Raw genomic sequence first — 13,491 nt, 5'->3', positions numbered from 1 at the left:
GGGGAACGCGAACGGGCAACGAAGAAGGGCCGATGCGAATCGCATCGGCCCTTCTTCAGCGCGACGGGGTCGCGGTCGGGATCGTCAGGGCTTGCCCCGCATGATCGCCTGCTTGACCTCGGCGATGGCCTTGGTCACCTCGATGCCGCGGGGGCAGGCGTCGGTGCAGTTGAAGGTCGTGCGGCAGCGCCACACGCCCTCTTTGTCGTTCAGGATGTCGAGGCGAACGGATGCCGCGTCGTCACGGTCGTCGAAGATGAACCGGTGCGCGTTCACGATGGCGGCCGGGCCGAAGTACTGACCGTCGGTCCAGAAGACGGGGCACGACGAGGTGCACGCGGCGCAGAGGATGCACTTCGTGGTGTCGTCGAAGATCTCGCGCTTGGCGATCGACTGCACGCGCTCCTTGCCGGCCTCGGGGGTCGAGTTCGCGATGAGGAAGGGCTGCACCTCGCGGTAGCTCGCGAAGAACGGCTCCATGTCGACGATGAGGTCCTTCTCGAGCGGCAGGCCCTTGATGGCCTCCACGTAGATGGGCTTCGAGATGTCGAGGTCCTTGATGAGGGTCTTGCACGCGAGCCGGTTGCGGCCGTTGATGCGCATCGCGTCGGACCCGCAGATGCCGTGCGCGCACGAGCGGCGGAACGTGAGTGACCCGTCCTGTTCCCACTTGATCTTGTGCAGGGCGTCGAGCACGCGGTCGGTCGCGTACATCTCGACGTCGAAGTCCTGCCAGCGCGGCTCGGTGTCGACATCGGGGTCGAATCGGCGGATCAGGAACGTCACCGTGAACGACTGGATGGCGGCCTCGGCGGCGGGGGGCTGCTCGAGCGTGGCGGAGCTCACGATCAGTACTTCCTCTCCATCGGCTGGTAGCGGGTGATGGTCACGGGTTTCCAGTCGAGTCGGATGTGGTCGGCGGCGTCCGCCGAGTGCGCATCGCCCGAGAGGTAGGCCATCGTGTGCTGCATGAAGTTCTCGTCGTCGCGCTTCGGGAAGTCGTCGCGCATGTGCCCGCCGCGGCTCTCTTGACGGTTGCGAGCGGAGTAGACGACGACCTCGGCGAGGTCGAGCAGGAAGCCCAGCTCGACGGCCTCGAGGAGGTCGGTGTTGAAGCGCTTGCCCTTGTCTTGCACCGCGATGTTCTTGTAGCGCTCGCGGAGGCCGGCGATGACGTTCGTGACGTGTGCGAGGGACTCGTCGGTGCGGAACACCTGGGCGTTCTTGTCCATCTCGTCTTGCAGTTCTTTGCGGATCGCCGCGATGCGCTCGGTGCCGTCGGAGTCGCGCAGCGACTGCAGCATGTCGCGGATCGCCGCCGCGGGGTCGTCGGGCAGCGGGGTGAAGTCGACGCCGGAGTTGACGTACTCGACCGCGTTGCGGCCGGCCCGCTTGCCGAAGACGTTGATGTCGAGCAGCGAGTTCGTGCCGAGGCGGTTGGAACCGTGCACCGAGACGCACGCGCATTCGCCGGCGGCGTAGAGGCCCGGGACGACGGTGTCGTTGTCGCGGAGCACCTCGGCGGCGACGTTCGTGGGGATGCCGCCCATCGCGTAGTGCGCGGTCGGCATCACGGGGACGGGCTCGTACACCGGGTCGACGCCGAGGTAGGTGCGGGCGAACTCGGTGATGTCGGGGAGCTTGGTCTCGAGCACCTCGGCGCCGAGGTGCGTGCAGTCGAGCAGCACGTAGTCCTTGTGCGGGCCGGCGCCGCGGCCCTCGGCGACCTCCTGGACCATGCAGCGGGCGACGATGTCGCGGGGCGCGAGGTCTTTGATGGTCGGTGCGTAGCGTTCCATGAAGCGCTCGCCGCTCGCGTTGCGGAGGATGGCGCCCTCGCCGCGGGCGCCCTCGGTGAGGAGGATGCCGAGTCCGGCGAGCCCGGTCGGGTGGAACTGGAAGAACTCCATGTCCTCGAGGGGGAGGCCCTTGCGCCAGATGATGCCGACGCCGTCGCCCGTGAGGGTGTGCGCGTTCGAGGTGGTCTTGTAGATCTTGCCGAAGCCGCCGGTGGCGAAGATGATCGCCTTCGCCTGGAAGACGTGCAGTTCGCCGGTCGCGAGCTCGTAGGCGACGACGCCCGAGGGCTGCTCGACGCCGTCGACCTCGGTCATGATGACGTCGAGCGCGTAGAACTCGTTGTAGAACTCGATGCCGAGGCGCACGCAGTTCTGGAACAGCGTCTGCAGGATCATGTGGCCGGTGCGGTCGGCCGCGTAGCAGGCACGGCGCACGGGCGCCTTGCCGTGGTCGCGGGTGTGCCCGCCGAAGCGACGCTGGTCGATCTTGCCCTCGGGGGTTCGGTTGAACGGCAGGCCCATGTTCTCGAGGTCGATGACCGCGTCGATCGCCTCTTTCGCGAGGATCTCGGCCGCGTCCTGGTCGACGAGGTAGTCGCCGCCCTTGACGGTGTCGAAGGTGTGCCACTCCCAGCTGTCCTCCTCGACGTTCGCGAGCGCGGCGGCCATGCCGCCCTGCGCCGCGCCCGTGTGGGAGCGCGTCGGGTAGAGCTTGGAGATGACCGCCGTCTTCGCGCCGGGGCCGGCCTCGATCGCGGCGCGCATGCCGGCGCCGCCGGCGCCGACGATGACGATGTCGTACTGGTGGTAGTGGACGCCGTCGACGACCGTGGTCTCGACGTGTGCGCTCTGGGAAGTCACGGTTCTCCTAGACAGCGGGGCAGAACGAGGGGAGCAGGTCTGCGGGGGAGCCGGCGGGGCACGGGTCGAAGGTGAAGACCACGAGGGTGCCGAGCACGATGAGCACGACGGCAGCGACGAGGAGCGAGCCCTTGAGTAGCTTCTGCGTCGTGCCGGGGTTCGTGTAGTCGTTCACGATCGTGCGCATGCCGTTGGCGCCGTGGATGAGCGCGAGCCAGAGCATCAGCACGTCCCACCACTGCCAGAACGGGTCGGCCCACTTGCCGCCGACGAACCCGAAGTCGATGGCCTTGACGCCCTCGCCGACCAGGAGGTTGACGAACAGGTGGCCGAAGATGAGCACGAGCAGCACGACGCCGCTGGCTCGCATGTAGATCCAGCCCCACTTCTCGAGGTTCACGCCGCGCTTGCGTGCGGGGCGTGCCTGACTGCGAGGCGCTTCGATGACGGACATGTCTGCGCTCCTTAGTGGCTGAAGACGTTCATGAGGTGGCGGGGCGCGAAGCCGAGCATCGTGACGACCCAGAGGGCGATGACGATGTAGAAGAGCAGCTTCTGGTGGCGCGTGGCCCAGGCCCAGAGGTCGACGAGGATGATGCGCAGGCCGTTGAAGGCGTGGAACACGATCGCGCCGACGAGGGCGACCTCGCCGAGGCCCATGATGGGCGTCTGGTAGGTGCCGATGACCGCGTTGTAGGCCTCGGGGCTGACCCGCACGAGCGCGGTGTCGAGGATGTGCACCAAGAGGAAGAAGAAGATGGCGACGCCCGTGATGCGGTGCAATACCCACGACCACATTCCCTCGCGGCCGCGGTACAGCGTGCCACCAGGCTTCTGCTTCGCCGGCTTCGCGGGTGCGGTCAGGGTTCCTGCCGGATTCTCTGGCATGAACAACCCTCCCTGGCTGCTGAAGGCCCTCGATTCAGGGCGCGAACGGGCCGTAGGGCCCGATGCGATTGTAGTCCCGAGGCCGTCGTGCCGCCGCTAAGGGCTGCCTAACTCTCTCGATGTCGAGATATCTCGCGAGCGAGCGGATGCCTCATGCCCCGAGCCCCTCTTCCGATGACGGGGCGGCGGGCTATCCTCGGACTCATGTCTGCGCACTCCGTCCCGTTCGACGGGTTCTACAGCGTCATCCCCGCCGGCGGCGTCGGCTCACGGCTCTGGCCGCTCTCCCGGGCCGACGCCCCGAAGTTCCTGCACGACCTGACCGGCTCGGGCCAGACCCTGCTGAAGGACACGTGGGATCGCCTCGCGCCCCTGTCCGGCGATCAGCGCATCATGGTCGTCACCGGCCGGGCGCACCGCGCCGCCGTCGAGTCGCAGCTGCCGGGGCTCGCCGACGTCAACGTCGTGCTCGAATCCGAGCCGCGCGACTCGACGGCCGCCATCGGCCTCGCGGCGGCCATCCTCGAACTCCGCGAGCCCGGCGTGATCATCGGATCGTTCGCGGCCGACCACGTCATCTCGGGCGACGCCCTCTTCCGCTCGGCCGTGGCCGACGCGGTGACGGCCGCACGTGCGGGGTACATCGCGACCATCGGCATCACGCCGACCGAGCCGGCGGTCGGCTTCGGCTACATCCAGTGCGGGCAGCAGCTCGACATCCCGGGCGCGGGCCGGGTCGAGCTCGTCGAGAACTTCGTCGAGAAGCCCGATCTCGACACCGCCAAGCGCTACGTCGACGGCGGCGCGCATCTCTGGAACGCGGGCATGTTCATCGCCAAGGCGTCGACCCTGCTCGAAGAGCTGGCGCGCACGAAGCCCGAGCTGCACGCCGGTCTCGTCGAGCTCGCCGCGGCATGGGACGACCCCGCCACGCGGGGGCCGGCGGTCGACCGCATCTGGCCGGGGCTCGAGAAGATCGCGATCGACTACTCGGTCGCCGAGCCCGCGGCCGACGCCGGCCGGCTCGCCGTCGTGCGCGGGCACTTCCAGTGGGACGACGTGGGCGACTTCGCGTCGCTCGCCAAGCTGAACTCCTCCGGCCGCTCGGGCGAGCTCGCCATCCTCGGCGAGCACGCGCGCGTGCTGGCCGACGCCTCGAGCGGCATCGTCGTCAGCCGTTCGAAGCGCGTGATCAGCCTCATCGGCGTGCAGGACATCGTCGTGGTCGACACGCCGGATGCCCTCCTCGTGACGACGAGCGAGCACGCGCAGCGCGTGAAGGCCGTGGTCGACGCGCTCCGCCTCGGCGGATCCGGCGACGTGCTCTGACGGGCATCCGGCACGGTTCGACGCTTCGGCACACAACGCTTTCGGCACAGGAGGAACGGATGTCGCGCAAGGGGATCGGATTCGGGATCGCGCTGGTCGCGGCATCCGTCGTGCTCATGGGCTGCCAGGCGGCGCCGGAGGAGGGCGGCGACGCCGAGAGCTCCGGCTGCGTGCGCATGGTCACCAATTCGGGCGGCCTCGAGGACCGCTCGTTCAACCAGTCGAGCTGGGAGGGCCTGCAGCAGGCCGAAGACGAACTGGGCGTCGAGGCCCGGGCGATCGTCTCGACGGGCGAGACCGACCTCGCGCCCAACGTCGAGCAGGCGGTGCAGTCGGGCTGCGGCCTCATCGTGACCGTCGGGTGGGAACTCGCCGATCCGACGCTCGCCGAGGCCGGCGCGAACCCCGACGTGTCCTTCGCGATCGTCGACGAGTCCGTCGACGCCCCGAACGTGAAGCCGGTCGTGTTCGACACCGCGCAGGCGTCCTACCTGGCCGGATACCTCGCGGCGGGCGTCACGAAGACGGGCGTGGTCGCCACGTTCGGCGGCGGCAACCAGCCGCCCGTGACCCTGTTCATGGACGGCTTCGTCGACGGCGTCGCGAAGTACAACGAGGTGCACGGCACGGCGGTCAAGGCGCTCGGCTGGAGCAAGGCGTCGCAGGACGGCGCGTTCACGGGCGACTTCGAGGACGTCAACAAGGGCAAGACGCTCACCTCGGGGTTCATCGACCAGGGCGCCGACGTGATCCTCCCCGTGGCCGGGCAGGTCGGCGAGGGGGCGGCCGCGGCGGCGCTCGAGCACGGCGGCGTCTCGATCGTGTGGGTCGACAGCGATGGCTACGAGACGCTCCCGGCGCAGTACCGCCCGGTGCTGCTCACGAGCGTGCTGAAGAACACGCAGGACGCGATGGTGCAGATCGTCGGCGACGTGCAGGACGACGCGTTCACGAACGAGCCCTACGTCGGCACGCTCGAGAACGCCGGCGTCGAGATCGCGCCGTACCATGACCTCGCCTCGCTCGTGTCGCCCGAGCTCGACGGCGAGATCGAGGGCCTTCGCGAGTCGATCATCTCGGGCGAGATCGTCGTGGAGTCGCCGAGCGCGCCCTGAGGCCGGTCGGTCGAGGAGCGAGCCCCGGCGAGCGTCTCGAGACCCTCGCATGCGCCCCCACCCCCATCCGAGGGTGACGTGCGGTTGCTCATATGAGCAGAATGTCGCGTCTTCATAACCATTGGATGTCGCGCCCGCAAACCACGATGGCGGCGTGCGCAACATTCGGTAACGTGTCCGCACGGCCCCTGCTCACGGTTCGGGGCGCACAGATTTGGAGGACACAGTGAAGGTCACGACCAAGAAGGCCGGCATCGCCGGTCTCGCGATGTTCGGTGCAGCCGCGTTGCTCGCCGGTTGCGCGTCCGCCCCCGACGACTCGGGCGACGGCGGCAGCGACACCGCGATCGACTTCCAGCCCTGCATGGTCTCCGACGCGGGCGGATTCGACGACAAGTCCTTCAACCAGCTCGGCTTCGAGGGCATCACCAAGGCCGCCGAAGAGCTGGGCGTCGAGGCGAAGACCGTCGAGTCGAAGGACGAGACCGAGTACGCACCGAACCTGACGAGCCTCGTCGACCAGGGCTGCGACCTCATCGTCACCGTCGGCTTCGCGCTCTCGGCCGCCACGGTCGAGTCGGCCACCGCCAACCCCGACGTCGAGTACGTCATCATCGACGACGCGGCCGACAACGACTTCGACGGCACCGTCGACGCCGAGAACATCAAGCCGATCCTCTTCGACACCGCGCAGGCGGCCTTCCTCGCGGGCTACGCGGCGGCCGACTACACGACGACCAACGTCGTCGGCACCTTCGGCGGCATGAACTTCCCGACGGTCTCCATCTTCATGGACGGCTTCAAGCAGGGCGTCGACTACTACGCCTCCGAGAACGGCAAGGCCGTCAAGGTCGTCGGCTGGGACGGCACCGACGGCTCCTTCACCGGCGGCTTCGAGGCCAACGACCAGGCGCGTCAGACCGCGCAGGCGCTGATCGACCAGAACATCGACGTGCTCCTGCCCGTCGGCGGCCCGATCTACCAGTCGGCCGCTGCGGCGATCCGCGACTCCGGCCGTGAGATCGCGCTCATCGGCGTCGACGCCGACGTGTTCGAGACCGACCCGAGCGTCGGCGACCTGCTGCTCACCTCGATCCGCAAGGGCATCGACGTCGGCACCTACGACGCCGTGCTCGCAGCGGGCAACGGCGAGTTCGACGCGTCGCCCTTCATCGGCACGCTCGAGAACGAGGGCGTCGGCCTCGCGCCGTTCCACGACTTCGAGTCGAAGATCTCCGACACGCTCCCCGATGCCCTCGACGCCCTCCAGGCCTCGATCATCTCGGGTGACGTCGTCGTGAACTCCTACCTCTCGGAGTAGATCCCACGAGCGTGATCGGGGAGGTCGGCGCTGCCGGCCTCCCCGATCTGCGTTCACGAACGGCGTCGTGCGCCGCGTCGGCGCACGATGCGCAACATCTGAGCGCGGGTGCGGCATCCGCCTCAACATCGGTGCAGAACCTGCTGCAGATGCAGCCATCTCTTCTAGGATCGGGGACATGAAGCTCGAACTCCGCGGAATCACGAAGCGGTTCGGCAGCCTGGTCGCGAACGACCACATCGACCTCACCGTGGAGGCCGGCGAGATCCATTGCCTGCTCGGTGAGAACGGCGCAGGCAAGTCGACGCTGATGAACGTGCTCTACGGCCTCTACCAGGCCGACGAAGGGGAGATCCTCCTCGACGACCGGGTGCAGCACTACACGGGCCCCGGCGACGCCATGGCGGCCGGCATCGGCATGGTCCACCAGCACTTCATGCTCATCCCCGTCTTCACGGTCGCCGAGAACGTCATGCTCGGCCACGAGTCCACCAAGGGCGGCGGATTCCTCGACTTGAACGACGCCCGCGCCAGGGTGCGCGAGATCTCCGCCCGCTTCGGCTTCGACGTCGACCCCGACGCGCTCGTCGAGAACCTGCCGGTGGGCGTGCAGCAGCGCGTCGAGATCATCAAGGCGCTCTCCCGCGACGCGAAGGTGCTCGTCTTCGACGAGCCGACCGCGGTGCTCACCCCGCAGGAGACCGACGAGCTCATGCAGATCATGCGCCAGTTGAAAGAGGCCGGCACGTCGATCGTCTTCATCACCCACAAGCTCCGCGAGGTGCGAGAGGTCGCCGACCGCATCACGGTCATCCGCCTGGGCCGGGTCGTCGGCGAGGCCGCGCCCACCGCCTCGAACACCGAGCTCGCCTCGCTCATGGTCGGCCGCGCGGTCGAGCTGACCGTGCAGAAGGACCCGCCGCAGCTCGGCGACGACGCACTCGTGGTCTCCGGGCTCACGGTCATCGACCACATCGGCCAGCTCGTCGTCAACGACGTGAGCTTCGAGGTCCGCAAGGGCGAGATCCTCGCCATCGCCGGCGTCCAGGGCAACGGGCAGACCGAGCTCACCGAGGCGCTCGTCGGCCTCGCGACGCGCGTGCGGGGATCCGTGGTGCTCGACGGGGTCGAGCTCATGGGTCAGAGCGTGCGCAAGATCCTCTCCGCCGGCGTCGGGTTCGTGCCCGAGGACCGCAACGAAGACGGCCTCGTCGGCGAGTTCACGATCGCCGAGAACCTCATGCTCGACCGCTCCGACGGCGAGCCGTTCGTGAAGGCGGCCAGCATCCAGCGCGCCGCGCTCGCCGACTTCGCCCGCGAGAAGGTCGCCGAGTTCGACGTCCGCACGCAGGGCATCGACGAGAAGGTCGGCCGTCTCTCCGGCGGCAACGCGCAGAAGGTCGTGCTCGCCCGAGAGCTCAGCCGCGAACTGCGGCTCCTCGTCGCCGCACAGCCCACTCGCGGCGTCGACGTCGGATCCATCGAGTTCATCCACAAGCGCATCGTCGAGACGCGCGACGCCGGGGTGCCCGTGGTCGTCGTGTCGACCGAGCTCGACGAGGTCGCAGCCCTCGCCGACCGCATCATGGTGATGTACCGCGGCCGGGTCGTCGGCATCGTGCCCGGCGACACCCCGCGCGACGTGCTCGGTCTCATGATGGCCGGCGAACCCGCAGAAGGAGCCGCAGCATGAGCGACCCCCAGAACCCGAACGGGTCGTCCGGGCCCGTCGAGCCGAGCGAGCCCGCCACCCCGGTCGCCGCCGGCACGCCCGACACCGCGGCATCCGCCGCCACGCCCGACGCCGCGACATCCGCCGACGACCGTCCGGCCGTCGCCGCGCCCGAAGAAGTGCCGCCGCCGTCCCGCTGGCACACCATGTGGCAGCAGATCGTCACGGGCAACGCGCTCATCTCGGTGCTCTCGGTCGTGCTCGCCCTCATCGTCGGCGCGATCATGATCGCCTTCACCGACGAGAACGTGCAGAAGGCCAGCGTGTATTTCTTCGCGCGGCCCGGCGACACCATCGTGGCCGTCTGGGATTCGGTGTCCGGCGCCTACGTCGCACTCTTCCAGGGCTCGGTCTACAACTTCCGTCGCGACTCCTTCGCCGACGGCATCAAGCCGCTCACCGAGACGCTCACCTTCGCCACCCCCCTCATCGCGGGCGGGCTCGGCGTCGGGCTCGCGTTCCGGGTCGGCATGTTCAACATCGGCGGCCGCGGGCAGATGCTCATCGCGGCATCCGTCGCCGGCTGGATCGCGTTCGGGTTCGACCTGCCGGTCGGCCTGCACATGTTCGTCGCCCTCATCGGCGGGCTGCTCGGCGGCGCCCTGTGGGGCGGCATCGCCGGCCTCCTGAAGGCGCGCACGGGCGCGCACGAGGTCATCGTGACGATCATGCTCAACTACGTGGCCTTCTACCTCGTGTCGTGGATGCTGCGCACGCCCGGCCTGCTCCAGGCCCCAGGCTCGTCGAACCCGAAGACGCCGCCCATGAAGGACACCGCGATCTTCTTCGACCTGCTCGGGCCGCGCTACAACCTGCACTTCGGCTTCGTGCTCGCCGTCGCCGCGACGATCCTCGTGTGGTGGATCCTCACCCGCTCGAGCCTCGGCTTCCGCTTCCGGGCCGTGGGCGAGAACCCCAACGCCGCACGCGTCGCCGGCATCAACGTGCCGTCCATGTACGTCTACGCGATGCTCATCTCCGGCGCGCTGCTCGGTCTCGCGGGCGTCAGCCAGGTGCTCGGAACCGTGACCACCGGCTTCACCGCCGGCATCGACGCAGGCGTCGGCTTCGACGCCATCACCGTGGCGCTCCTCGGGCGATCGACGCCGTGGGGCATCTTCCTCGCGGGCATCCTCTTCGGCGCGTTCAAGGCCGGCGGCTACTCGATGCAGGCCGCCGAGGGCGTCCCGATCGACATCGTGCTCGTCGTGCAGTCGCTCATCGTGCTCTTCATCGCCGCGCCGCCGCTCGTGCGCACCATCTTCCGACTGCCCGACCCGTCGAAGGGGCCGAAACGACCCCGCCCGATCGTCACGAAGGAGGTGGAGGCGAAGTGAGCACCGCAACCGGTTCCGCGGCCCCGGCGCCGCAGATCGTCACGCTCGACACGACCGTCGTCACGAGCTGGAAGGCGCCCATCGCCTTCGCCGTCTTCACCCTCGTCGCCCTCGCGCTCGCGGTGTTCGCACCCCGGCACGGCGACACGACCTACCGCCTGAACGCCTCCGAGCGCGACGCGATCCAGGTGCCCGACCTCGTCGTCCCGGCGATGCCGGCGCTCTGGACCGTCGTCGTGCTCCTCGCCCTGATCACGGCGTACTCGGCGTGGCTCGTGCGCGCGAAGAAGCGGGTGCCGCTCTGGCTCATCGTGGTGTTCGCGGTGCTCTTCCTCTTCGGGTTCCTCACCTGGGCCGGCGCGGGCGCGACCCTGCCCATGATCGGCCTCCTGTTCGGATCGTTGAGCCTCGCCGTTCCGCTCATCTTCGGGTCGCTCGCGGGCGTCATCGGCGAACGCGTGGGCGTCATCAACATCGCCATCGAGGGGCAGCTGCTCGCCGGCGCGTTCACGTCGGCCGTCGTGGCATCCGTCGTCGCGTCCTCGACGGGGTCGATCTGGGTCGGGCTCTTCTCCGGACTCGTCGGCGCGATGGTGGCGGGCCTGCTCGTCGGCATGGTGCTCGCGGCCTTCTCGATCAAGTACTTCGTCGACCAGGTCATCGTCGGTGTGGTGCTCAACGTGCTCGTCACCGGGCTCACGAGCTTCTTCTTCTCGCAGGTGCTCGCGCCGAACGCCGGCGTGCTGAACTCGCCGCCGCGCTTCCCGCGCCTGCCGATCCCGCTGCTGAGCGACATCCCGATCATCGGGCCGGTCTTCTTCCGCCAGACGCTGATCGTCTACATCATGTACATCGCGGTCGCCGCGGTCTACGTCGGGCTCTTCCACACCCGCTGGGGTCTGCGGGTCCGCGCCGTCGGCGAGCACCCGCAGGCGGCCGACACCGTGGGCATCAACGTCAACCGGACCCGCTTCTGGAACGTCGCGCTCGCCGGCGCCATCGCGGGCTTCGGAGGCACCTTCTTCACCATCGGCTCGGGCATCGCCTTCAATAAGGAGATGACGGCGGGCGCCGGCTTCATCGCCCTCGCGGCCGTCATCTTCGGCCAGTGGGATCCGATCAAGGCCACGCTCGCGGCGCTGCTGTTCGGCTTCGCCTCGAACCTCCAGAACACGCTCTCGGTCATCGGCTCGCCGGTGCCGAGCGAGTTCATGCTCATGCTGCCGTACGTGGTGACGATCATCGCCGTGGCCGGCCTCGTGGGCAAGGTCCGCGGGCCGGCGGCCGCGGGCAAACCGTACATCAAGGCCTGACCGGATGCCTCGGGGCCGCCCGAGGCATCCGCCGGCCATCTCGAACGGGAGAGACATCATGACCGCAACGGATGCGATCGACTGGAACGACCTGCGCGAACGCGCACGCGAGGCCATGGCCAAGGCGTACGTGCCCTACTCCGAATTCCCGGTGGGGGCGGCGGCCGTCGTCGACGACGGCCGCATCGTCAGCGGATGCAACGTCGAGAACGCCTCGTACGGGGTCACGCTCTGCGCCGAGTGCTCGCTCGTCTCGGCGCTCGCGATGTCGGGCGGCGGCAAGCTCGTCGCCTTCACGTGCGTCGACGGGCACGGCAACGTGCTGATGCCCTGCGGGCGCTGCCGCCAGCTGCTCTTCGAGCACTCCGCCGAGGGCATGGTGCTCGAGACGGTCTCGGGCTTCAAGACGATCGACGAGGTCCTGCCCGACGCGTTCGGCCCGCGCCAGCTCGTCGAGTACCGGGGGGCCGGCGCATGAGCGCGGTCGAGGCCTTCGACGCGGTCGACCTGATCCGGGCCAAGCGAGACGGCCGCACGCTCGAGACGGCCGAGATCGACTGGCTGATCGACGCCTACACGCGCGGATACGTCGCCGACGAGCAGATGTCGGCCATGACCATGGCGATCTTCCTCAACGGCATGGAGCGGCGCGAGATCCGCGACCTCACGATGGCGATGATCGCCTCGGGCGAGCGCATGGACTTCAGCGGGCTCGGCAAGCCGACCACCGACAAGCACTCCACGGGCGGCGTCGGCGACAAGATCACGCTCCCGCTCATGCCGCTCGTCGCGTCGTTCGGCGTCGCGGTGCCGCAGCTCTCGGGCCGCGGCCTCGGGCACACCGGCGGCACGCTCGACAAGCTCGAGTCCATTCCAGGATGGCGCGCCGACCTCACGAACGACGAGATGTTCGCCCAGCTCCGCGACATGGGCGGCGTCATCTGCGCTGCGGGCAGCGGCCTCGCGCCTGCCGACAAGAAGCTGTACGCGTTGCGCGACATCACCGGGACGGTCGAGGCCATTCCGCTCATCGCCTCGTCGATCATGTCGAAGAAGATCGCCGAGGGCACCGGCGCCCTGGTGCTCGACGTGAAGTTCGGCTCGGGCGCGTTCCTCCAGGACATCGAGCGCTCGCGCGAGCTCGCCCGCACGATGGTCGAGCTCGGCGAAGACGCGGGCGTCGCGACATCCGCCCTCATCACGAACATGAACGTGCCCCTCGGCCTCACGATCGGCAATGCCAACGAGGTTCGGGAGTCGATCGAGGTGCTCGCCGGCGGCGGGCCGGCCGACGTGCGCGAACTGACCGTCGCGCTCGCCCGCGAGATGCTCGAGCTCGCCGGCGTGCACGGCGCCGACGTCGAGGCGGCCCTCGACGACGGCCGTGCGATGGACAGCTGGCGTGCGTTCGTCGTCGCGCAGGGCGGCGACCCCGACGCCGCGATGCCGGTCGCGCGCGAGACGCACACCGTGGTCGCCGACCGCGACGGCGTGCTGGTCGAGCAGCAGGCGCTGCCGTTCGGCATCGCCGCCTGGCGCCTCGGGGCCGGACGCGCGCGCAAGGAGGACCCGGTGCACCATGCGGCGGGCATCGACCTGCACGCGAAGCCGGGCGACCCGGTGCGCAAGGGGGAGCCGCTCTTCACGCTCCTCGCCGACGAGCCCGCCAGGTTCGCGCGTGCCCTCGAGGCCGTCGAGGGCGCCTACCGCATCGGCGACGAGGGCGAGGCCGTCGCCGACGGCGGCCCGCTCATCGCCGATCGCATCGGCCGCTGACGCCTCTTTCGCTTTTCAGG

At 69.0% G+C, this 13,491-nt stretch carries 12 protein-coding genes; 8 read left to right on the top strand and 4 right to left on the bottom strand.

Going from position 1 to position 13,491, the window contains the following annotated elements; genetic code table 11:
- Positions 1-84 precede the first annotated feature (84 nt).
- The 4 genes from GQQ92_RS12025 to sdhC are packed head-to-tail and all read right to left on the bottom strand — an operon-like array spanning position 85 to position 3,548.
- Positions 85-846, bottom strand: coding sequence for a succinate dehydrogenase iron-sulfur subunit (locus GQQ92_RS12025; protein WP_156999537.1), 762 nt, complete (start codon positions 844-846; stop codon positions 85-87).
- A 2-nt stretch (positions 847-848) separates the two neighbouring features.
- Positions 849-2,660, bottom strand: coding sequence for a succinate dehydrogenase flavoprotein subunit (sdhA, locus tag GQQ92_RS12020; protein ID WP_156999536.1), 1,812 nt, complete (start codon positions 2,658-2,660; stop codon positions 849-851).
- A 7-nt stretch (positions 2,661-2,667) separates the two neighbouring features.
- Entirely contained in the window at positions 2,668-3,114 is a 447-nt protein-coding gene (locus GQQ92_RS12015; protein WP_156999535.1) for a succinate dehydrogenase hydrophobic membrane anchor subunit, read from the bottom strand.
- An 11-nt stretch (positions 3,115-3,125) separates the two neighbouring features.
- Positions 3,126-3,548 (bottom strand): succinate dehydrogenase, cytochrome b556 subunit, encoded by a 423-nt coding sequence (gene sdhC, locus GQQ92_RS12010; protein WP_156999534.1) that lies wholly within the window; start codon positions 3,546-3,548, stop codon positions 3,126-3,128.
- 204 nt (positions 3,549-3,752) lie between these two features.
- Between sdhC and GQQ92_RS12005 the strand changes: the two genes are divergently transcribed.
- The 8 genes from GQQ92_RS12005 (at position 3,753) to GQQ92_RS11970 (ending at position 13,471) form a co-directional block, all read left to right on the top strand.
- Entirely contained in the window at positions 3,753-4,877 is a 1,125-nt protein-coding gene (locus GQQ92_RS12005) for a mannose-1-phosphate guanylyltransferase (RefSeq protein ID WP_156999533.1), read from the top strand.
- Positions 4,878-4,936: 59 nt separating this feature from the next.
- Positions 4,937-5,992 (top strand): BMP family lipoprotein, encoded by a 1,056-nt coding sequence (locus tag GQQ92_RS12000; protein ID WP_156999532.1) that lies wholly within the window; start codon positions 4,937-4,939, stop codon positions 5,990-5,992.
- Between the two features lie 226 nt (positions 5,993-6,218).
- Positions 6,219-7,313 carry a BMP family lipoprotein gene (locus tag GQQ92_RS11995; protein WP_156999531.1) on the top strand — a complete coding sequence of 365 codons (1,095 nt, stop codon included), beginning with the start codon at positions 6,219-6,221 and terminating at the stop codon, positions 7,311-7,313.
- A 178-nt stretch (positions 7,314-7,491) separates the two neighbouring features.
- On the top strand, positions 7,492-9,006 hold the full coding sequence (locus tag GQQ92_RS11990) for an ABC transporter ATP-binding protein (protein ID WP_156999530.1): 1,515 nt from the start codon (positions 7,492-7,494) through the stop codon (positions 9,004-9,006).
- Entirely contained in the window at positions 9,003-10,382 is a 1,380-nt protein-coding gene (locus GQQ92_RS11985) for an ABC transporter permease (protein ID WP_156999529.1), read from the top strand. The genes GQQ92_RS11990 and GQQ92_RS11985 overlap by 4 nt, the downstream gene beginning before the upstream one ends.
- Positions 10,379-11,695 carry an ABC transporter permease gene (locus tag GQQ92_RS11980; RefSeq protein ID WP_197738230.1) on the top strand — a complete coding sequence of 439 codons (1,317 nt, stop codon included), beginning with the start codon at positions 10,379-10,381 and terminating at the stop codon, positions 11,693-11,695. Before GQQ92_RS11985 ends, GQQ92_RS11980 begins: the two co-directional genes overlap by 4 nt.
- A gap of 58 nt (positions 11,696-11,753) precedes the next feature.
- Entirely contained in the window at positions 11,754-12,173 is a 420-nt protein-coding gene (locus GQQ92_RS11975; RefSeq protein ID WP_156999528.1) for a cytidine deaminase, read from the top strand.
- Entirely contained in the window at positions 12,170-13,471 is a 1,302-nt protein-coding gene (locus tag GQQ92_RS11970; protein WP_156999527.1) for a thymidine phosphorylase, read from the top strand. Before GQQ92_RS11975 ends, GQQ92_RS11970 begins: the two co-directional genes overlap by 4 nt.
- Positions 13,472-13,491 lie beyond the last annotated feature (20 nt).

The organism is Agromyces terreus, from assembly GCF_009749465.1.
GTDB classification, from domain to species: Bacteria; Actinomycetota; Actinomycetes; order Actinomycetales; family Microbacteriaceae; genus Agromyces; species Agromyces terreus.
Note: the sequence above shows the minus strand (reverse complement) of the source record. Positions and strands in the feature narration are given on the sequence as shown.

Coding starts and splice junctions, on each gene's coding strand:
- GQQ92_RS12015 (WP_156999535.1), bottom strand. CDS start 3,114: ATGTCCGTCATCGAAGCGCCTCGCAGTCAGGCACGCCCCGCACGCAAG.
- sdhC (WP_156999534.1), bottom strand. CDS start 3,548: ATGCCAGAGAATCCGGCAGGAACCCTGACCGCACCCGCGAAGCCGGCG.
- GQQ92_RS12005 (WP_156999533.1), top strand. CDS start 3,753: ATGTCTGCGCACTCCGTCCCGTTCGACGGGTTCTACAGCGTCATCCCC.
- GQQ92_RS12000 (WP_156999532.1), top strand. CDS start 4,937: ATGTCGCGCAAGGGGATCGGATTCGGGATCGCGCTGGTCGCGGCATCC.
- GQQ92_RS11990 (WP_156999530.1), top strand. CDS start 7,492: ATGAAGCTCGAACTCCGCGGAATCACGAAGCGGTTCGGCAGCCTGGTC.
- GQQ92_RS11985 (WP_156999529.1), top strand. CDS start 9,003: ATGAGCGACCCCCAGAACCCGAACGGGTCGTCCGGGCCCGTCGAGCCG.
- GQQ92_RS11975 (WP_156999528.1), top strand. CDS start 11,754: ATGACCGCAACGGATGCGATCGACTGGAACGACCTGCGCGAACGCGCA.
- GQQ92_RS11970 (WP_156999527.1), top strand. CDS start 12,170: ATGAGCGCGGTCGAGGCCTTCGACGCGGTCGACCTGATCCGGGCCAAG.